The 20,092-nt window shown below is 46.2% G+C and carries 18 protein-coding genes and 2 tRNA genes; 14 read left to right on the plus strand and 6 right to left on the minus strand.

Features of this window, described 5'->3' with window-relative positions; translation table 11 throughout:
- Positions 1-297: 297 nt before the first annotated feature.
- The 5 genes from PREMU_RS06490 to PREMU_RS06510 form a co-directional block, all read right to left on the minus strand.
- Positions 298-2,325, minus strand: a complete 2,028-nt coding sequence (locus tag PREMU_RS06490; protein ID WP_007574051.1) for a patatin-like phospholipase family protein — start codon at positions 2,323-2,325, stop codon at positions 298-300.
- 8 nt (positions 2,326-2,333) lie between these two features.
- Complete coding sequence (locus PREMU_RS06495; protein ID WP_007574052.1) at positions 2,334-3,131, minus strand: phosphatase PAP2 family protein; 798 nt, start codon at positions 3,129-3,131, stop codon at positions 2,334-2,336.
- A 4-nt stretch (positions 3,132-3,135) separates the two neighbouring features.
- Positions 3,136-3,804, minus strand: coding sequence for a CDP-alcohol phosphatidyltransferase family protein (locus PREMU_RS06500; RefSeq protein WP_007574053.1), 669 nt, complete (start codon positions 3,802-3,804; stop codon positions 3,136-3,138).
- Between the two features lie 62 nt (positions 3,805-3,866).
- Positions 3,867-4,289 carry a GtrA family protein gene (locus PREMU_RS06505; protein ID WP_007574054.1) on the minus strand — a complete coding sequence of 141 codons (423 nt, stop codon included), beginning with the start codon at positions 4,287-4,289 and terminating at the stop codon, positions 3,867-3,869.
- Positions 4,290-4,296: 7 nt separating this feature from the next.
- Entirely contained in the window at positions 4,297-4,800 is a 504-nt protein-coding gene (locus tag PREMU_RS06510) for a phosphatidylglycerophosphatase A family protein (protein ID WP_040558711.1), read from the minus strand.
- A 187-nt stretch (positions 4,801-4,987) separates the two neighbouring features.
- Between PREMU_RS06510 and PREMU_RS06515 the strand changes: the two genes are divergently transcribed.
- The 14 genes from PREMU_RS06515 to PREMU_RS06580 all read left to right on the plus strand — a co-directional run bounded on the left by PREMU_RS06515 (position 4,988) and on the right by PREMU_RS06580 (position 18,698).
- Positions 4,988-7,528, plus strand: a complete 2,541-nt coding sequence (locus PREMU_RS06515; protein WP_007574056.1) for a DUF5686 family protein — start codon at positions 4,988-4,990, stop codon at positions 7,526-7,528.
- A 1-nt stretch (position 7,529) separates the two neighbouring features.
- Positions 7,530-8,180: a helix-turn-helix transcriptional regulator gene (locus PREMU_RS06520; RefSeq protein ID WP_007574057.1), complete on the plus strand. Its 651-nt coding sequence runs from the start codon at positions 7,530-7,532 to the stop codon at positions 8,178-8,180.
- A gap of 35 nt (positions 8,181-8,215) precedes the next feature.
- Complete coding sequence (locus PREMU_RS06525; RefSeq protein WP_007574058.1) at positions 8,216-9,130, plus strand: DMT family transporter; 915 nt, start codon at positions 8,216-8,218, stop codon at positions 9,128-9,130.
- 85 nt (positions 9,131-9,215) lie between these two features.
- Complete coding sequence (dapA, locus tag PREMU_RS06530; protein WP_007574059.1) at positions 9,216-10,103, plus strand: 4-hydroxy-tetrahydrodipicolinate synthase; 888 nt, start codon at positions 9,216-9,218, stop codon at positions 10,101-10,103.
- A gap of 11 nt (positions 10,104-10,114) precedes the next feature.
- Positions 10,115-11,641 carry a carbon starvation CstA family protein gene (locus PREMU_RS06535; protein WP_007574061.1) on the plus strand — a complete coding sequence of 509 codons (1,527 nt, stop codon included), beginning with the start codon at positions 10,115-10,117 and terminating at the stop codon, positions 11,639-11,641.
- 17 nt (positions 11,642-11,658) lie between these two features.
- On the plus strand, positions 11,659-12,147 hold the full coding sequence (locus tag PREMU_RS06540) for a hypothetical protein (RefSeq protein WP_007574064.1): 489 nt from the start codon (positions 11,659-11,661) through the stop codon (positions 12,145-12,147).
- Positions 12,147-12,752 (plus strand): recombination mediator RecR, encoded by a 606-nt coding sequence (recR, locus tag PREMU_RS06545; protein ID WP_007574067.1) that lies wholly within the window; start codon positions 12,147-12,149, stop codon positions 12,750-12,752. The genes PREMU_RS06540 and recR overlap by 1 nt, the downstream gene beginning before the upstream one ends.
- Positions 12,753-12,762: 10 nt before the next feature.
- Positions 12,763-13,200 carry a hypothetical protein gene (locus tag PREMU_RS06550; RefSeq protein ID WP_007574069.1) on the plus strand — a complete coding sequence of 146 codons (438 nt, stop codon included), beginning with the start codon at positions 12,763-12,765 and terminating at the stop codon, positions 13,198-13,200.
- A gap of 3 nt (positions 13,201-13,203) precedes the next feature.
- A complete protein-coding gene (locus PREMU_RS06555; RefSeq protein WP_007574071.1) occupies positions 13,204-14,385 on the plus strand; it encodes a glycosyltransferase family 2 protein in 1,182 nt (393 codons plus the stop codon).
- A gap of 4 nt (positions 14,386-14,389) precedes the next feature.
- The gene (locus tag PREMU_RS06560) at positions 14,390-14,944 is read left to right on the plus strand and encodes a GNAT family N-acetyltransferase (RefSeq protein ID WP_007574072.1); all 555 of its coding nucleotides are present in this window, start codon (positions 14,390-14,392) and stop codon (positions 14,942-14,944) included.
- Between the two features lie 42 nt (positions 14,945-14,986).
- A tRNA-Asp gene (locus tag PREMU_RS06565) sits at positions 14,987-15,060 on the plus strand.
- Positions 15,061-15,091: 31 nt separating this feature from the next.
- Positions 15,092-15,165: transfer RNA gene (locus PREMU_RS06570), tRNA-Asp, on the plus strand.
- Positions 15,166-15,308: 143 nt separating this feature from the next.
- Positions 15,309-16,976, plus strand: coding sequence for an AMP-binding protein (locus PREMU_RS06575; RefSeq protein ID WP_007574073.1), 1,668 nt, complete (start codon positions 15,309-15,311; stop codon positions 16,974-16,976).
- 57 nt (positions 16,977-17,033) lie between these two features.
- A complete protein-coding gene (locus tag PREMU_RS06580) occupies positions 17,034-18,698 on the plus strand; it encodes an AMP-binding protein (protein WP_007574074.1) in 1,665 nt (554 codons plus the stop codon).
- A 284-nt stretch (positions 18,699-18,982) separates the two neighbouring features.
- Here PREMU_RS06580 and PREMU_RS06585 read toward each other — a convergent pair whose 3' ends face one another.
- A complete protein-coding gene (locus PREMU_RS06585; protein ID WP_007574075.1) occupies positions 18,983-19,960 on the minus strand; it encodes an ROK family protein in 978 nt (325 codons plus the stop codon).
- Between the last annotated feature and the right edge of the window lie 132 nt (positions 19,961-20,092).

Raw genomic sequence — 20,092 nt, forward strand, 5'->3', positions numbered from 1 at the left:
ATGCTTCTTTTTCCTGCAAAGGTAAGCACATTTTCTGAAAGTGGCAAAAAAATCTTCCCCCTTTACAGCGTAAAGGCAATGCGTCTACACTGTAAAGGCAATGCGTCTACGGCGTAAAGGCAATGCGTCTACACTGTAAAGGCAAATCATACTATGCACGGATGCATTAGACAATATGTGCAACATGGTTGCACTCCAAAAGAGTAGAAAAATCGATAATAATTTGGAGCAAGTGGATCAGAGTAAAGGATATGGTGCATTTATGCCACATCCTCTTTATTTTTCTTTATCTTCCCTTTAAAACTCATAACCCAGATTAATGAAGAGGTTGACGCGTTTCGTCTTGTTGGAATAGCCCAATGTAGCGCCCAATGGACCAAAAATAGTTCTATAGTAGTAAGCGGCCTGACAACCCAGCAGTGTGTGAGACTTCAGCAACCTGGCAGCTCTGTGTGATGGTTGTGCTCCGGATACTGAGATAAGAACGAAGTTGTTGGTGGAGAGCTGCGCCTGTAATTTCAGCCGACATGCAACAAATTGTTTATCCGTCATCTCCACATGACCTATTCCGTCAAATGGCATCTGTTGATCCAGATAGTGTCCGAACCACGGTCCGCCAATGCCGTTCATGCGAATAAAGGGAATGTCTGAACCGAAGAGCATCCGTCCGTAGAGCGTTGGCTGGAGCGTAAGCAAATGGCTAAGCGGAAAGGACGTACGCCAACGCGCATTAAGCTCACTAAAACCACGGTGGCCTTTATAACTGTAGAAGTTGTCGGTGAAATACCCATACTCAGCCCTAAACGACGATCCACGGGAAGGGAATACACCCTTGTTCTCAGAATCGTAGTGCAGACAGGCATGATAACTGAAGAGGTGCTCATTTTTCAAGCCAAGCCCTTCGTGGGTGATTTGGCTGTCGACCATAAAGCGATGGAAGTCGTAATAGTCCCAATTGGCTGACAGGTCCATGGTGAGATTGCGCACGCCAATATCCATCAGCCCCAAACTGGTCTTGTGGTGATTAATCGTGAGATTAAAGGATTTTTTACCCCCGCTAAATATGTCAAGGTCGTTGTGCTCAAATACATATTGCAATCCGGTCTCCACTCTGCCAGGTTTTACAACGCCTTTCATGGCAAAACTCATCCGCTTCCCAAGCCTGATCGTAGCTTCCAGATCTATCGGACGGTTTGCCATGGAGTAAACTCCGTCAAGCTGCATCGCCACCATGGCCTCTGTATCAAACCGTAGTCCGATACTACCCTGGAGCATATCATGGGCCGACCGCTGCCGTTTAGTGTCCGCATAGTCTGGGGCAATCAGTGCGGCAGGATTGAGAACATGTGGGGCTGGCCGGTAATCGTCAGGTAGTTCCAACTTGCGCTTGAGCTCCATCAGCTCATCCCAGTGACGCATAGCCTCTTCCTCCCCTCTTCTTATCAGTGTGTCAATGGCAGCAGGCGTAAAACTGGCAGCGCTGTAACCTTGCGTATTTACCCTGATTGGGATGTCGGTGATAGAGAGGTTAGCTTCATACTTATTCTTGCAATTGACATTGATGATCTGTCCCATTACCAAGCTGCTGGAGTTGATGTCGTCAGCGGTCCGGGGCGGTCCCTGAACGGTGACTCCTATGATATAGTCGGCTCCCATCGCCTTAGCGACATCAGCCGGATAATTATTGCGCAACCCGCCGTCGACAAGCACTTTATCGCCTAATCTCATCGGTGAGAAAGCGGCAGGAATAGACATACTGGAGCGCATGGCAAAGGCAAGACGCCCACTGTGAAAGTCGTACTCGGTATTGTCAACAATGTTGGTAGCCACGCAGGCAAACGGAATGGGAAGGGAGTCGAAGCTTATTGAGTCGGTGTAGCCTGCGGTGAGCCGGTCAAAGAGCGTCATGAGGTTTCGCCCCTGAATGAGTCCGGCGTCGCCGAGCCTGTCCTTCTGCCCGAGGGCAAAGGTTTTGCTGAAAGCATAGGTCGCCTGCTTCTCACGATTGCCTAAGTTCTGTGCATAGTATTCCCCACGGTCGCTAAGCAAGAGAGTCCAGTCCTGTTTGCGCACCATTGAGTCGAGCCGCTGGGCGGTCCACCCGCAACTATACAGTCCGCCGATGATGCTACCCATAGACGTGCCCGTAACAATGTCGACAGGGATTCCCGCTTTTTCAATGACTTTCAGCGCTCCAATATGTGCCATTCCCTTTGCACCGCCACCCGACAAGACAACAGCCACACGCGGCCGCTGCGAATCTTGACCGAATACAGTGCAGACGCATGATAGGACAAGCAATAAAAACAAGCTGAACTTTCGCATAATTTATTCTAATTTCGCTTCAACACTTTTCTCCATATCAACTCAAAAAGGATCGTCCCGATAATGGCCGTAAGAATGCCGAGCAAGACATCGATGACATAGTGGTGGCCCGTGTACACCGCCGCAAACCAAATGCCCATACAGATGAAAGCGAAAACAGCCGAAGTGTACCACCGTCTGTGACTCATTAATGAATAGAATGTTGTCACCAGCAGATAGGACGCATGCAAGCTTGGCACTGCGGCAAATACGTTTGCGTTTTTTCCATAGATGCCGTGGAAGATGTTGATGCCCACCAACTGGTCAAAGCGTCCAAGTCCTGCCACATAGCCGGGAGTGTGAAGCACTGGTGTGAAGCCGTAGCGCATGACATACCATGGAGGCGCCGCCGGATGGATGTAATAGCCTATGAATCCAATGAGGTTGACCGTAAGAAATGCCCAAGCAAAACGGTTGGCCCAGGCACGGTCGCGTGAGAAGTAAAGATAGACCGTAAAGGCAATGGGCACCGGCACCCAGCAGAGATAGAAGCATCCCGCCATGAAATCAGCCACAGCCCAATGATGAATGGCAAACCATTCGCCAGGTATCAGCCGTCCGGCAGCAGTGTTAATGCCGAACAAGCTTTTCTCTGTATCGTACAAGCCACGTACATCAATGCTGTGAAATTCGTAATTGGGATAATAATTGAAACTGCTGTAGATGAATCCGAACAGAAACCATGGCAGCATGGCGAAGGCGAACCTACGCGTAGGCTTCACAATGGCGAGCAGAGCGAACAAGACAGTGATCAGCAGGCAGTCCATGAACTTAAAGGTTGCGTTGACTGTTCACCTCGTCACGTTCGTTCAGCTGCTTATAGCAGAAGGCCACACGCCAGAAGGCAGTAATATTAGCGAGGACAGCAATAAGAATCATTCCGCCTGCAAGCCACCACAAAGAGCCCGTCAGACCTGTGAGGATCGCGGTGACAGCGGTTACCACGACGCGCTCGGGGCGTTGCATGAAACCCACTTTACATTCAATGCCAAGTCCCTCAGCCCTTGCACGGACATAGCTCACCATGACACTGCCTACCATCGCTGCAAACGTAACGACACCCATCCAAAACCAGCCATTGTCTTCAAGAAACACCAGCACAATGCCAAAGAGAGACACCAGCTCGCTATAACGGTCCAGAGTAGAATCCCACATCGCACCAAACGAGGAGCTCATATTACCCATACGGGCAAGGCGACCGTCTATCATATCAAACAATCCGGAGGCAATGATAATGAAACCGCCCCATCCTAAGGTAATGGCTTGGGAGGAAAGGTCTGTTTGCTGAGAAGCATAAATGAAGAATGCTGAAGCAACGATATTACCAATGAACCCCATTGTCGTAACCATGTTAGGAGTGATGCCTGCCTTGATCAGTCCCTTGATGAGTGGGTTAATAACTTTGTAAATCAATTGCTGAAGAAAATCCCTATACCACATAGTCTGTTAATTTAGTCAATTTCTTAATACCGATCTAATATATTCTGTTTTATAAAATCATATTAATCCACGTCCGCTATATCTCTCTTTCTGAACACCCAGCCTCTTTGCAAGGGATAGTTGAAGCAAAATGCTACACACAGGGCAACGAGAGCCTTTACAAAAACGAAATAGCTTTTTCCACCTACAAGCCATGTCAACAGGTTGGTACCACAACCATTGAGAAACATGCTGCCTAACCACACCAACAAATATCGCATCGCTAACAATTGCTTAGCACGGCCGGTCTTGGAGAAAACATACTGGCTGTTAAGCGTAAAATTGACAGCCCCCCCGGACACCACTCCAATAATATTGGCATAGCCATAGCTGAGCGCGCCAGAGTAAGTGAGGAGTATTGCCATTCCGAAGTCTACACAGCTGGCGGCAAAAGCGCTCATTTCCGCCTTGGTAAATGTCCATATCTCGCGTCGTATATTTTTCATAGAATATTTATATACAGGCGGTTATAAGTTTGCATAAGACTAAAACTGTAAGTGTATAAACACCGCCAAGAATATCGTCGCCCATCACCCAAAAAGCCCCTTTCATAGCATCAAGCTTACGGATACCCAAAGGTTTCACAATATCGAAAAAGCGGAAAAGCACAAGGGCCACCAAGGCCCACTGCCATTCTCCGGACCGTACAGCAAGAAGCGAAATCCACATGCCCACCATTTCGTCAACCACGACTCGTGAGGGATCCTCGCCCCAATAAGGCTGCAGTCGGGCTGTCGCCCACCAACCCAACAATGTAAAGAGAACTGCAAGAACCAAGGTGACCAAGACCAAACTGCACCCCTGGAGCCAAGTTCCCAACAACATCCACAAAAGGACTGCCAGCACACTGCCTGCCGTCCCAGGCCCCCATGGCCAAAAACCGCTACCTAACCCCGTTCCTATCAGCAAGGGAAGAAAGGGAGGATGCTCGTCTGTAAGATTACCTTTATTGTTCATGCCATCCGTTCTCAATCATCGATGAATTCGTTTATGAGTGCAAAATTAATATAAAACTTCAAGTCACCAAAAAGTTTTCCAACGTTTTTTCCACTTTATTATATAACTTTGCACACCAAAATAATTCTCAACGGCTTTTCTCTCAAGGCCTTGAACAAGATTGTAAGAACAGGGCAATAACATTTTTATGAATTATCATCGCTTTACCATAGTCATTCTAATGTGCTTCACAAGCATTATCAGTGCTGTGGCTCAACAAGTGACAGGACAAATTGTTGATAAAGACGGCTATGCCGTTCCTTATGCCAGTATTACCTATCGGGGCCATCATATCGCAGTTTCGAGCGACATGGAAGGTAAGTTCTCTATAGCAAAACACCCGGGATGGTCACTCACGGTGACGAGTGTCGGGTTCAAAAGCACAACTGTCAAGGTGGACAATGCCTCAGATGACCTTGGCAAAATAGTGCTCAGGGAAGACATGCGTTCATTATCCGAGGTCGTCGTCAAGCAGAAACGTACCCGCTACCGCCGCAAGGATAATCCTGCGGTGGAGCTGATGCGAAGAGTCATTGCTGCGAAAAAGCGGACAGACCTAAGCAATCATCCTTATTATCAATACGATAAGTATCAAAAGATAACGTTAGCCCTGAACGATATTTCTGACAAGCAACTGGAAGGCAAATTCTTTCAGAAGCGTTCATACCTCCGTGACCAGATAGAGACGTCACCTTACAACGGCAAACGTATTCTCCCTCTCCAAGTGGATGAGACCGTGACACAACATATCTATCGGAAGAATCCGAAAAAGGAGAAGGACATCATCATGGGCCAGCAATCTAACGGCATCGGACAAGTGCTTTCAACAGGAGAGATCATCAATACGATGCTCAAAGAGGTATTCACCGATGTAGACATCTACAACGACTATATCCGCCTGGTGCAGTATCCATTTGTCTCTCCAATTGGCAATACAGCCATTTCGTTTTATCATTTTTATATCGAAGACACCACTTATGTAGACAAAGACAAGTGCTATCATATACAGTTCATCCCTGCGAATCAACAAGACTTCGGTTTCAGAGGAGAGCTCTATGTACTTTCTGACTCTACGCTCCACGTCAGGAAAGTAAATCTCTATATGCCCAAAAAGAGTGATGTCAACTGGATTGACGACATGCACATTGAGCAGGAATACACAAAACTCGACAATGGAGAATGGGTACTGTCCAAGGATGACATGGCCGCGGAAATTCATGCAACTAAGCTTTTGCAAGACATACTTGTCACACGAACCACTCGAATGACAGAGTATGCTTTTAACGAATTGCCAAAACAACTATTCCAAGGTAGTGCCAAAGTGAAACACTATAGTGATGCCTATAACCGAAATGATGCTTTCTGGAACAGTTACCGGCAGACGGGACTGACGAAGAGTGAATCGTCAATGTCACAGTTTATCAGTAACATGGAAAATTCCAAAGGGTGGAAGTATATCATCAAGACAGTGCAACTTCTTGTAGAGAACTATGTGGAAACCAATTCTGACCCAAAGAAAAAGAGCAAGTTTGACATTGGACCTGTCAACACATTCATCAGTTCCAACTATGTAGATGGCTTACGTCTCCGCCTTGCCGGCCGCACGCTGGCAGCACTCAATCCCCATCTCTTCTGGAACGGTTATGCGGCATACGGCACAAAAAGCCGCCGCTGGTATTACGGTGACGAGTTCACCTGGTCGTTCAACAAGAAACAGCTTAGTCCTTTCGAGTTTCCACAGCGTAACCTTGTCTTCGAGACTTCGCGAGATGTCATGTCCCCTTCCGACCTCAACCTCATCCACAATAAGGACAACATCTTTATGACCATACGTTCATCTTCCCAAAAAGAGATGTATCTCTACAATCGTCAGCGACTCACTTTCAACTATGAGACAGAGGCTGGCTGGCGATATAATGCCCGCATCCAGACACAAAGTAATGAGACAGCCGGCCAGCTTCACTTCTTCAAAGTCAACACAGGAGAAGAAGTCAACAAAATACGCCTCACTGACGCCACAGCTGGGATTACATGGAATCCTGGTGTGACCTACGTCAACACGAAGCGCACACGCTTGCCTGTCAACCTGGATTCTCCAGACATTAGTCTGAGTCATACTATCGGGTTCAAAGGTCTATTGGGAGGTGACTTCCGAAGCAATCTTACCACGTTGAGTATTTACCAACGGCAATGGCTCGGCTCCTGGGGATTCATGGACTTCCATGTCACAGGAAAGGTCCAATGGAATAAGGTGCCTTTTCCATTGCTCATCCAGCCACCTGTCAACCTGAGTTATGTCGAGACAGAGAATACTGTATCGCTTGTTCGCGACTGGGAATTTCTCAACGACCGCCAAGTGTTCTGGAGCTGGAAATGGGATATGAACGGCAAGCTGCTTAACCGTATCCCACTCATTAGAAGACTGAAATGGAGAGAGTTTGTCGATGTGAAAGGCTTCTGGGGACGGCTTACTGACAAGAACAACCCTACCAAGAATACCAATGACGACATGATTTACCGTTTCCCTGCCGACTCACATATTATGAGCAACAAACCCTATTGGGAAGTGGAAGCTGGTATACACAACATCTTCAAGCTCATCAGTATTGGATACGTGCGCCGTCTTACCTATAACTATCCTGGCATCAGTAAGTGGGGTATCAGATTCGATTTTCAAGCTTCATTCTAACATGAAATTCTATATTGCTGACAACCAAGATATCACACGTGCAGGACTCCTCTACCTAATTGCATCACGCAACGACAGCGAGAGCAAATGCATCAATGACAAGACAGGACTCATAGAAGCGCTAAAAGAAGACAGCCATGCTATTATCATCCTTGACTATACGCTCTTCGATATCAATGATGTGGAAGAACTGAATATCATCTGCGAGAGATTCTCCAAGGCACAGTGGATTCTTTTCAGCGAAGATCTTAGCAGAGATTTCTTACATGAAATTGTCATAACATGTCCAAGATGCGGTATTGTGCTGAAAGACTGTTCACTGCAAGAGATCAGAGAGGCCGTGTCGTTTGCAAATCGAGGGAAAAGATTTATCTGTCAGCAAGTCACGGAGCTACTTCTCACTGCCCCCGACAATGAGACAAACCGCCAAAATGAATTGCCCCAATTGACAAAAACAGAGCTGGAAATATTGAAAGATATTGCTTTAGGAATGACAACAAAAGAGATTGCGAAAAGGCGTTTTTCAAGTTTTCATACTGTCAATACGCATCGAAAAAATATTTTCAGGAAGTTGGGTGTCAACAACCTACACGAAGCCACTAAGTTCGCACTACGTGCCGGACTCGTTGACTCAGCGGAATATTACATCTAAATATACAACATATACAACCGAATTGTAAGTCAAGCATGTGGTTACTCTTAGCGTTTATGTCAGCGACGCTGTTGGGATTTTACGATTCCTTTAAAAAGAAATCGCTGCAACACAATGCGGTCATTCCTGTATTGTTTCTCAATACTGTATTTTGCTCGCTGATTTTCATTCCATTCATCTTACTCTCCTCAGCGGGCATTCTCCCCTCCGGATCACCCTTCCATGTAGGGAATGGTGGTTGGGTAATACACAAGTACATTATTCTAAAGAGTGTTATCGTGCTTTCATCATGGCTTGCTGGATACATCGGAATGAAACACCTGCCTTTAACAATTGTAGGTCCCATTAACGCCACTCGGCCAGTAATGGTTCTCGTTGGTGCCATGCTTGTGTTTGGAGAACGTCTCAACGGATGGCAATGGGCAGGTGTGGCTGTAGCTGCCACATCATTTTTTATGCTGAGCCGTTCAGGAAAACAAGAAGGCATCAATTTCGGGCATAATAAATGGATAGGGTGCATTGTCATCGCCGCGTTACTTGGCGCTGTGAGTGGTCTCTATGATAAGTATCTCATGGCCTCGCCTATAAATGGAGGCGTAGGCCTTGACCGAATGGCAGTGCAAGCCTGGTATAACATTTATCAAACTGCTATAATGCTGCTGATGTTGCTTATTATCTGGTATCCACAAAAAAGAAAAGATATGTTTCATTGGGACTGGTCTATTATCGGTATCAGTATCTTTCTCTCTGCCGCAGACTTCCTTTATTTCTATGCACTTAGCATTCCTGATGCCATGATTTCAATAGTTTCGATGATTCGGCGCAGTAGCGTAGTAGTAAGTTTTCTGTTTGGGGCAGTTTTCTTCCACGAGCGTAATCTCAAAGCCAAGGCCGTCGATCTGCTATTTGTGCTTTTATCAATGGTCTTACTATTTATTGGAAGTAAATAGTCATTTTCCTTTGCTATTAGAAACAAAAAGATTAACTTTGCAACGTAACTGACGTTATGAACGTCTAAATGCTTTATATCTCTTTATGGCACAGAACATTTTCAGAGGATTAGGAATCGCCTTAGTGACACCTTTTACAGAAGAGGGAAGTGTAGATTATGCTTCTCTGGCAAGACTCGTTGACTATCAAATCAACAATAACGCGGACTTTCTCTGTATTCTCGCAACCACTGCGGAGGCTCCCTGTCTTACACGTGAGGAAAAAGACAAGATTACGGAAGTGATCAAAGATGTGAACAAAGGCCGCATCCCCCTGCTAAAGTATTGTGGAGGCAACAATACTCGTGCCGTTATCGAAGAGATGAAGTCTACTGACTGGAGTGGCATTGATGGCATACTAAGTATCTGTCCTTTCTATAACAAGCCATCCCAAGAAGGACTTTACCAGCATTTCAAGGCTATTGTGCAAGAGGCTCCACTTCCCATTGTTATGTACAACGTGCCTGGAAGGACGGGAGTAAATATGCAAGCTACGACAACCGTCCGCCTTGCACAAGACTTCCCAAATATTGTGGGAATAAAGGAGGCCTCCGGTAGTCTTTCCCAAATTGACGAAATACTAAAATATAAGCCTAACAATTTTGAAGTGATCAGCGGTGACGACGCACTCACCTTCTCTATGATAGCCAGTGGGGCGGTTGGAGTCATTTCTGTTATAGGAAACGCTCTCCCCAAAGAGTTCTCCAGAATGATTCGGCTTGAGTTCAATGGGGAATACGAACCAGCCCGTAAGATCCATCATATGTTTACGGAGCTTTACAAACTGCTTTTTGTTGATGGTAACCCAGCCGGAGTGAAAGCATTGCTGAACGATATGGGCTTTATATCGAATGTCCTGAGATTGCCTCTCGTTTCTACAAAGATTGAGACAAAACAGAAAATGGCTGATATTCTTAAAGAGCTGAGATTTTAGATGCATTTGGGATGATATCATTTACTATTGCTCTTATCGCATTAATATTAGGCTATCTGATCTACGGGAAGTTTGTAGAGCGGGTCTTTCAGCCGGATAATCGCCCGACACCGGCTGTTGTCAACTCAGACGGGGTGGACTATATTGCCATGCCAACATGGAAAGTATTCATGATCCAATTCCTGAATATCGCAGGAACAGGTCCTATTTTCGGTGCCATCATGGGTGCGTGGTATGGACCTGTTGCTTACGTATGGATTGTGTTTGGCTGTATTTTTGCTGGAGCAGTACACGACTACTTCTCCGGCATGCTGTCGGTACGCCACAAGGGGGCTAATCTTCCAGAGCTTGTTGGCGATTATTTAGGCAAGCGTACCAAAGGCGTCATGCTTGTGTTTTCTGTATTTCTTCTTATGATGGTTGGCGTGGTGTTCGTATACAGCCCTGCCTTAGTATTGAAGGATCTCGGATGGACCACATTTGGCTGGGTGTGCGCTATCTTCGCATATTACGTCCTCGCCACGCTCCTTCCAATTGACAAGATTATCGGCAAGCTCTATCCTATCTTTGCTTTTGCCATGCTTTTCATGGCCATCGCATTGGTAATCTGTCTCTATGTGAAGCTTCCGGCCCTTCCAGAAGTCTGGAGCAATCTTGACGCAAGTAACCTTAACCGTCCACAATCCTTGCTTGGCACACAATCTTATCTTGCAAAGAATCCACTTTTCCCATGCCTTTTCCTTACTATCGCCTGTGGAGCCATCAGTGGCTTCCATGGTACGCAGAGTCCCCTTATGGCCCGTTGCTTAAACAGTGAAAAACTTGGACGCCCAGTATTCTATGGTGCCATGATCACAGAGGGTATTGTTGCATTAATTTGGGCGACAGTCTCTATTTATTTCTTCTATTACAGCGGTTGGAGACAAGTAGTCGATACCAACAGTATCCACGCATTCCTCGAACAGACAAATGGAGGCAAGGCCCTTATACAGTATTTCACAGCTCCCAATGTTGTAGAAAAGGTTTGTACAGGTTGGCTTGGCATCTTTGGCGGTGTCCTGGCAATCTTTGGAGTAGTAGCTGCCCCTATTACAAGTGGGGACACTGCCTTTCGCTCTGCTCGACTCATCATTGCCGATGCCCTGCACCTCAGTCAGAGAAGTATCCATAAGCGTCTATTAGTCGCCATACCCATGTTCTGCGCTGCATTAGCACTACTCGCATGGCAGATGGCAAATCCAGATGGCTTCAACACCATTTGGCAATGGTTTGGATGGTCCAATCAAACGCTGGCTGTCTTCACTCTTTGGACAATCACAGTTTATCTCGTACAAAGGAAAAAACCATTTATCATCTCACTCATTCCGGCGTTATTCATGACTGTGGTTTGCTCCACATTTCTCTTTATCTCACCCATGGCTGCTGGATTATCGAAAACAGTTAGCTATTGTTGCTCCGTCCTTTCATTGGTCATTGCCGGTATATGGTTCTTCCGCTGGTATCTCAGGCAATCTAAATTGCAAATTACCCATAAATAATAAACAAAAGATTTATCATGAAAAAGATTTTAATTATTATGTTCGCTCTTCTTGCTACAATCACTGCCAATGCACAGTTTGAGGAAGGCAAGAAATACATTGGAGCCTCTCTTTCTGGATTGAATCTAAGCTATAATGGCAGCAAAGAACTCAGTTTAGGTGTCAATGCCACAGCTGGCCTGTTTGTAGCTGACAACCTTCTTCTCTACGGACAGGCGGGCTTTGACCACCCCGGAAAAGACATTGATAACACTCTCTATGCAGGAGTCGGAGGCCGTTATTATATCACACAAAACGGTATTTTCCTGGGTGCAAACACCAAATTCATCCATTCCTCAGGCAATTATAATGACTTCATGCCAGGTGTAGAGATAGGTTATGCTTTCTTCATTAGCCACACCGTCACTATTGAACCGAGTCTTTATTATCAACAGAGTTTCAAGCGTCATTCAGACTATTCTACGATAGGGCTACGCATTGGATTTGGCATTTATCTTGGAGACTGATGGAGAAATACCCCTCCATCTTGCTTGAACGCGCTGCAAACGAACTTGGCAAGCTTCCTGGTGTGGGTCCAAAAACAGCATTGCGATTGGCACTTCATTTGCTTAAGCAACCTGTTTCGGAAGTTGACTCCTTCGCCGATGCAGTGGTAAAACTCAGGCATGACATTAAATATTGCCAAGTCTGCCACAATATTAGTGACACCAGTATTTGTCCCATATGCTCCGACGAACGGCGCGACAGAACTATCATCTGTGTTGTTGAGAACGTGCAGGATGTCATGGCCATTGAGAACACACAGACTTACCACGGCCTTTACCATGTCTTGGGTGGCATCATTTCACCGATGGACGGTATTGGCCCTGGTGACCTTGAGATTGACTCACTTGTCAAAAGAGTGGCAGCGGGTGGAATCAAAGAAGTCATCTTTGCACTCAGCTCTACGATGGAGGGAGACACCACCAACTTTTATATTTCCCGACAGCTCAAGCTTTACGGGGTCAAGCTGTCAGTCATTGCCAGAGGCATTAGTGTGGGAAATGAACTTGAATATACGGACGAGGTGACATTGGGGCGTTCTATCGTAAACAGAACAACCATAGATTGACGCATACAAAATGGATAAGTCACATAGAATACTACTTATCGAGTTCTGGATTCCTATCATTGTTTGTCTTTGCATGATCGTTCTCTATGAGAATGATTTTATTCTCTCAGGAGGATTGCAGGGGGACACGATGACAGAATACCACTTGGCCATTGCTATGGAGCTGATTACGATTTGCTTCATTCCCGTTTCATTGAGGCTCTTCAGATTTAAAAGCATCAAATGCGCACTGGAGAAAGAGAAGGCAAATGCGCTGATACGTTGGGGATCAGTGCGAATACTGATGCTTGCCCTTCCCATGGTCGTCAATTGCGGGCTCTATTATCAGTTCATGAATGTAGCCTTTGGATATTTAGGGATTATCGGATTGCTTTCAATGATTTTTATATATCCGTCTAAAATGCGGTGCGTTGAAGAAACTAAAAACGACACTCAAGAAAAGAAGTAGAAATTGCAACTATCGGTCATTATAGTCAACTACAATGTCAGATTCTATCTTCAGCAATGCTTACTGTCTTTGAGAAAAGCATTACGGGACATTGATGCAGAGGTGATTGTCTTCGACAATCATTCGCATGATGGATCCGTGGAAAGCCTTCGGCATCTTTTCCCTGAAGTAAAGTTCATTAGTTGTGATCACAATTTAGGTTTCACAAAAGCCAACAACAGGGCAATACTCCAGAGCAGCGGTAAATATATACTCCTACTCAACCCTGACACAATCGTAGCAGATGATACGATAAAGAGAGCTGTCAGATTCATGGAGCAACATCCTAAAGCCGGAGGTGCGGGCGTGAGAATGAAGAATCCCGACGGCACTGACGCAAAGGAGTCACGCCGCGGCATTCCGACGCCTTTTACTGCTTTCTGCAAATTTACAGGAATATGTAACAACTTCCCCCACAACAAGCGCTTAGGAAGATACTATATGGGGTGGCTGTCATGGGATCAGGAAGCCAAAATAGAAATTATCAGTGGAGCTTTCTTCCTGTTGAGACGCGAGGCACTCCCGCAAGGATGGGCCTTAGACGAAGACTTCTTCATGTATGGTGAAGATATTGACCTTAGCTACCGTCTACTTAAGAGTGGCTGGGAGAACTGGTACCTTCCCTATCCTATTTTGCACTATAAAGGCGAATCTACTCAGAAAACAAGCTTTCGTTATGTCCATGTCTTCTATGAAGCCATGCTCATTTTCTTCAAGAAGCATTACCATGGACCCAGCAGACTACTGCTACTGCCTGTGCATCTTGCCGTGGATACCAAAGCATTGTGCTCGCTTCTTTCCATTGCCTTCCAGAGGACAAGAAAGAGTTTGGGATTCACCAGGCACCACAGTGTTGACAGCTGTTATATATTTATTGTTAAGTCTGAGCACACCAAACAATGTCAGCAACTTGTAGCCAAAAAGGGTCTGTGGGCCGTGTTCTACGATGCGAACGACAGCACCCTGGCACCAATAATCCCCTCCATGAAAAAGCAGCAAGTTTATGTGGCCCTTGACAGTGGCATCTTCTCATACGGTCAAATGATCAACATCATGAGCAGCCATTATCAGGGACAGGCGTCGCTTGCCATCTATCATCCTGAAAACAAGATGCTCATTACAGACCAAGAAGTCATAATCGCTTAATATTATGGACAACGCCAATCAATCACTTCCGCAGGTCATTTTACGAGCTATGGAGCCTGAGGATCTTGACATCATATATGATATCGAGAACGATCAGGATATATGGTGCGTGAGCAGCACCAACATGCCCTTTTCTCGCTTCACCCTACACGAATATATCGCTTCCTCTACAGGCGACATATATACAGACAAGCAGGTCAGGCTTATCGTCACGAACACTCTGCAGGAGTTTATTGGAATCATTGATCTTTGCAATTTCAACCCACAACACCAGCGAGCGGAAGTTGGAATTGTCGTGCAGCGAAGATACCGCGACAAGGGCTATGGAAAAGCTGCATTGATTCAGCTCATCAATTATGCGCACACCGTACTTCACGTTCACCAGCTCTACGCCCTTGTTAGTGTAGAAAACACATACAGCGTCAAGCTTTTCAAAAAAGCTGGATTCATTCTTGACACAGAGCTAAAAGAGTGGCTTTTTGATGGCGACAAGTATCATAACGTGTATCTGATGCATTTTTTTTGCAAAAAGGCTACGAAAAATTTTGCAGGAAAATAAAATATATCTACCTTTGCACACGCAAAATAAAAACGGGCCAATGGTGCGTTAGTTCAGTTGGTTAGAATGCCTGCCTGTCACGCAGGAGGTCACGAGTCCGAGTCTCGTACGCACCGCTTACCTCGTCACTTTTTGCGCCATTCGATTGGTGCGTTAGTTCAGTTGGTTAGAATGCCTGCCTGTCACGCAGGAGGTCACGAGTCCGAGTCTCGTACGCACCGCAAAAGAGTCATTCGTCAGTGTTGGCGAGTGACTTTTTTTCTATATTCAATTTATCGTGAAAGTTCATTCAAAATAATGCACATTTTATTTGCAAATGTGCATTTTACATATTAACTTTGCACAAAAATTCGAGATTTGCGCAATGGTAAAAACGCCAAGTTTCAATAAATTGCTTGAAGAAACCATTACCGACAACTGGTATAAGGATGCTTTCACCGACTATAAAGGAGCAACACTCCAGTACCATGACGTGGCAAGGAAGATAGAGAAACTCCACATCATGTTTGAGAGTATAGGTTTGCAGAAAGGTGACAAGGTGGCTCTCTGTGGACGCAACAGCTCCATGTGGGCCTGTGCATTCTTGGCAATACTCACTTACGGCGCGGTGGCTGTGCCTATCCAGCATGAGTTTACTTCCGACCAAGTTTACAATGTAGTGAACCATTCCGATGCGCGATTGCTGTTTGTTGGCGATGTCATGGCCACACAACTCGACTATGAGCAAATGCCCCATCTGGACGGCATCATCTACATTCCCGACTACTCCATCGTGTTGAGCCGATCTGAAAAAATCACGTATACCAGAGAGCATCTCAACGAGATCTTCGGCATGAAATACCCGAAATATTTCCGTAGGGAGCACATACATTATTATAATGGAGACGCAGAAGACCTGGCCTTAATCAACTATACCAGTGGTACGACTGGCTTTTCCAAGGGCGTCATGCTCCCCTACCGTGTACTCTGGAGCAACATCAACTACCTGAAAAACATATTAGGAAGTAAACTCCCTAAGGATGCGGACACTCTCTCCATCCTTCCCATGGCCCACATGTACGGGATGAGCTGCGAGTTCTTGTTGCAATTCTGCATTGGCAACCATATTTATTTCCTGACACGTTTACCAAGCCCAACTGTCATACAGGCTGCGCTTGCCGAAATACATCCATGCGTCATTATTTCCGTTCCTCTTATCATTGAGAAAATCATTCGTAAGAAGATTCTCCCGCTCATCACGACTCCGATGCGGGTACTGATGCACACACCGGGTATTGGCCGAAAGGTACGCGAACACATCTGCCAGCTTGTGCGGGAAGAGATGGGTGGAAATGCCTATGAAGTGATTGTCGGCGGAGCTGGACTGAATAAGGACATTGAGGCATTCCTTGTCGATATAGGATTTCCTATCACCATTGGCTACGGGACAACAGAGACAGGGCCGCTGATCTCCTACTCCGACTGGCACGATTTCGTACCAGGTTCCTGTGGAACAGTGGCGGAGAATATGGAATTGAAGGTTATCAGCTCCGATCCTGCCAACATCCCAGGAGAAGTCATCACCCGCGGCCTCAACGTGATGTCTGGATACTACAAGAACGAGAAAGCCACACAGGCAGCCATCGACAGCGATGGTTGGTTCCATACGGGTGACGTGGGGCGGCTCACACCTGACGGACACTTGTTCCTACATGGGCGTATCAAGAACATGCTTCTTGGATCTAACGGGCAAAATGTCTATCCTGAAGAAATCGAGGACAAACTAAACTCCATGGCCATGGTTGGAGAAAGCCTGATCGTCCAGCGTGGCGACCAACTGGTAGGACTGGTTCATCCCGACCTTGAAACCGCTGAACAATTAGGGTTCAAAGTGGACGACCTCGGTTCCATTATGGAGCAGAATCGCCTGGAACTCAATAAGCAGCTGCCCTCTTTCTGCAAAATCAGCAAAATACAATTGTACAATCAGGAATTTGAAAAAACTCCTAAGAAATCCATCAAGAGATATTTGTACACAGAAGCCAACAATTAACTCAGCTTTTCATTTTCTTTCAGACAGTCTTTTTTTATAACGAAGATATTTACCACCATGGAAAAAATTCCAAGTTTCAATCAGCTCATTCAAAACAGCATTATTAAGAATTGGGATCGGGATGCACTGACCGATTACAAGGGTGCTACTTTGCAGTATCATGATGTGGCGCGCAAAATAGAAAAGCTCCATATCATGTTTGAAAGCTCTGGCGTTGAGAAAGGCGACAAGATTGCTCTTTGCGGCCGTAACAGCGCAGCATGGGCTGCTGCTCTCTTAGCAGTGCTCACCTATGGAGCCATAGCTGTACCCATTCTGCATGAGTTTACTCCCGACCAAATCCACAACATTGTCAACCACTCCGATGCGAAGCTTCTCTTCGTGGGCGATGTCGTGGCAACGCAGATAAGTCCAGATAAAATGCCAGCATTGGAGGGCATTATCTACATTCCTGACTACTCTCTCGTTATCTCACGTACTGAGAAGCTCACTTACGCTCGTGAACATCTCAACGAGATGTTTGGCCACAAATTCCCTAAATACTTCAGAAAGGAGCACGTTCACTACTACATCGAGCAAAGCCCCGACGAGATGGCTCTCATCAACTACACCAGCGGCACGACAGGCTTCTCCAAAGGCGTGATGATTCCCTATCGTGCCATGTGGAGTAATGCCGATTTTGCGGAGCATGTTCTTGGCAATCTCCTCAAGGCAGGCGACAATGTCATCAGTATCCTGCCTATGGCACACATGTACGGTATGGCCTTCGAATTCATATTCGAGTTTCTCAAAGGGTGTCATATCTACTATCTCACACGCATACCCTCACCAGCCATCATTGCCGCTGCGTTTGCCGACGTGAGGCCGCGAATCATCATCTCTGTGCCTCTCATCATTGAGAAGATCATTCGCAAGAAGGTCTTCCCGAAACTTCAGGATCCACGCATGCGGTTGCTGCTTAAAATGCCGGGAATCAACAAAAAGATTTCTGAGCGCATCAATGAGCAGGTAACCAATGCCTTCGGTGGCAACTTCTATGAAGTCATTATTGGTGGAGCCGCTTTCTCTCAGGAAGTGGAGCTGTTCCTTCACCGCATTGGCTTCCACTATACTGTCGGCTACGGTGCAACGGAGTGCGCGCCTATCATTGGTTATGAGGACTGGTCGCATTTTGTGCCGTTCTCATGTGGCAAGGCCGCCTACCATATGCAGGTTAAAATCGACAGTACTGACCCAGCCCACGTGCCGGGTGAAATACTCTGCAAGGGCCCCAATGTTATGCTTGGCTATTACAAGAATGAGAAAGCAACCCACGACGCTATCGACAGTAACGGTTGGTTCCACACGGGCGACCTCGGACTGATGGATGCAGAAGGCAACATCTTCATTAAAGGCCGGTCTAAGAATATGTTGCTCGGATCAAACGGACAGAATATCTATCCGGAAGAGATAGAAGACAAGCTCAACTCTCTGACACTTGTCAACGAGAGTGTAGTTATCCAGGATGGCGACAAGCTTGTGGGACTGGTTCATCCCGACTACGAGGCAGCCAAGGGAATGGGACTCAACGACAGTGATATCAAGGATATCATGGAGCAGAACCGTAAGACGCTCAATGCCGAACAACCGGCTTACTGCCATCTTTCCGAGATTCGGATTCATGAAGAAGAGTTCGAGAAAACCCCGAAACGCTCCATTAAAAGATTCCTGTATACCCAATAAATCGGGGAGTACGCTCCAACCCATTTGCCTCTACAGTGTAATCGCAACGCCTTTACACCGTAGAGGCATTCCGATTACACCGTAAAGGCAACGCGATTACAGCGTTGAGGCGTTGCGATTACGGTGTAGTCCTTTTTAGAAGCGATATGGCGGAAAGGGCAAGACGTGCTACTCATCTTCTTGTCAATGCAAAAAATAACAGGTAACTTTAAGATAACAGCTTGTTGGAAGAAAGCCAACACCAATCTTAAAATTACCTGTTATTATTTTCTTAAGAAATGCCTTTATAGATCCCAGCCCACAGCAGAAGCGCCAAGAACAGCGGCAGAACTGCCGTCCAGACTGCTGATAAGGAACTTCGCCTTACCTTTGAAGATTTTCAGCACGTGCGCGTCAAAGGCTTCCTTCACAGGCTTCATGATCAGATCTCCGGCCTTTGTCATGCCTCCAAAGAAAATGAATGCTTCCGGCGAAGAGAAGGCAGCAAAGTCTGCGCAAGCCTCACCGAGCATGTGACCGGTGAATTCATAAATATCCTTAGCCAACTGATCGCCTTTCTCTGCCGCAATACTCACATCCAAAGAAGTGATTTTCTCAGAATCCAAGTCACGGAGCAGCGAAGGACGATCCGTCTTCTCCAACATCTCACGAGCCGTACGAGCCACACCCGTAGCTGAACAGTAAGCCTCCAAACATCCTGTCCGGCCACATCCGCAAGGACGACCCTGCTCGCCGCGGACCATCGTGATATGCCCCAACTCACCGGCAAATCCGTCACAGCCATAGACGAGCTGGCCATTGATAACGATACCCGAGCCAACTCCTGTACCCAATGTGATCTCGATAAAGTTTTTCATACCGCGAGCGGCTCCATAAGTCATCTCACCCAAGGCTGCGGCATTGGCATCGTTAGTGAGAGCTACAGGCACTCCTAATTTCTCAGAGAACATGCTCGCCAAGGGAACAATACCATCATGTCCCCAGACAAGATTTGGTGCAAACTCAATGGTGCCAGTATAGAAATTTCCATTGGGGGCTCCTATACCCATCGATTTGATCGTACCAATGCCGCCGACCTGCTCGATAATGGCCTGCAGAGCCTCTACGCTTGCCTCCACGTAGTCTTCGACCTTTTCATAGACTTGAGTCTTAATGGCTGTCGTAGCTTTTATATCACCACGAGAGTCGACAATACCAAACACTGAATTAGTGCCGCCGAGGTCAAGACCAATGACATACGGCTTCATAACGGGTTCTTCCATAATACTATGTTTTTAGTCTGTTAATATCCGAGTATCTGAATTCTCAAATGTTTCTATTCCATGGTTTTAACAACGGCGCAATCATAGATCGTCGCCTTGTCGATGCAAAGTTAATAAAACATTAGAGAAAAG

It is taken from the genome of Hallella multisaccharivorax DSM 17128, assembly GCF_000218235.1.
Lineage (GTDB): Bacteria > Bacteroidota > Bacteroidia > Bacteroidales > Bacteroidaceae > Prevotella > Prevotella multisaccharivorax.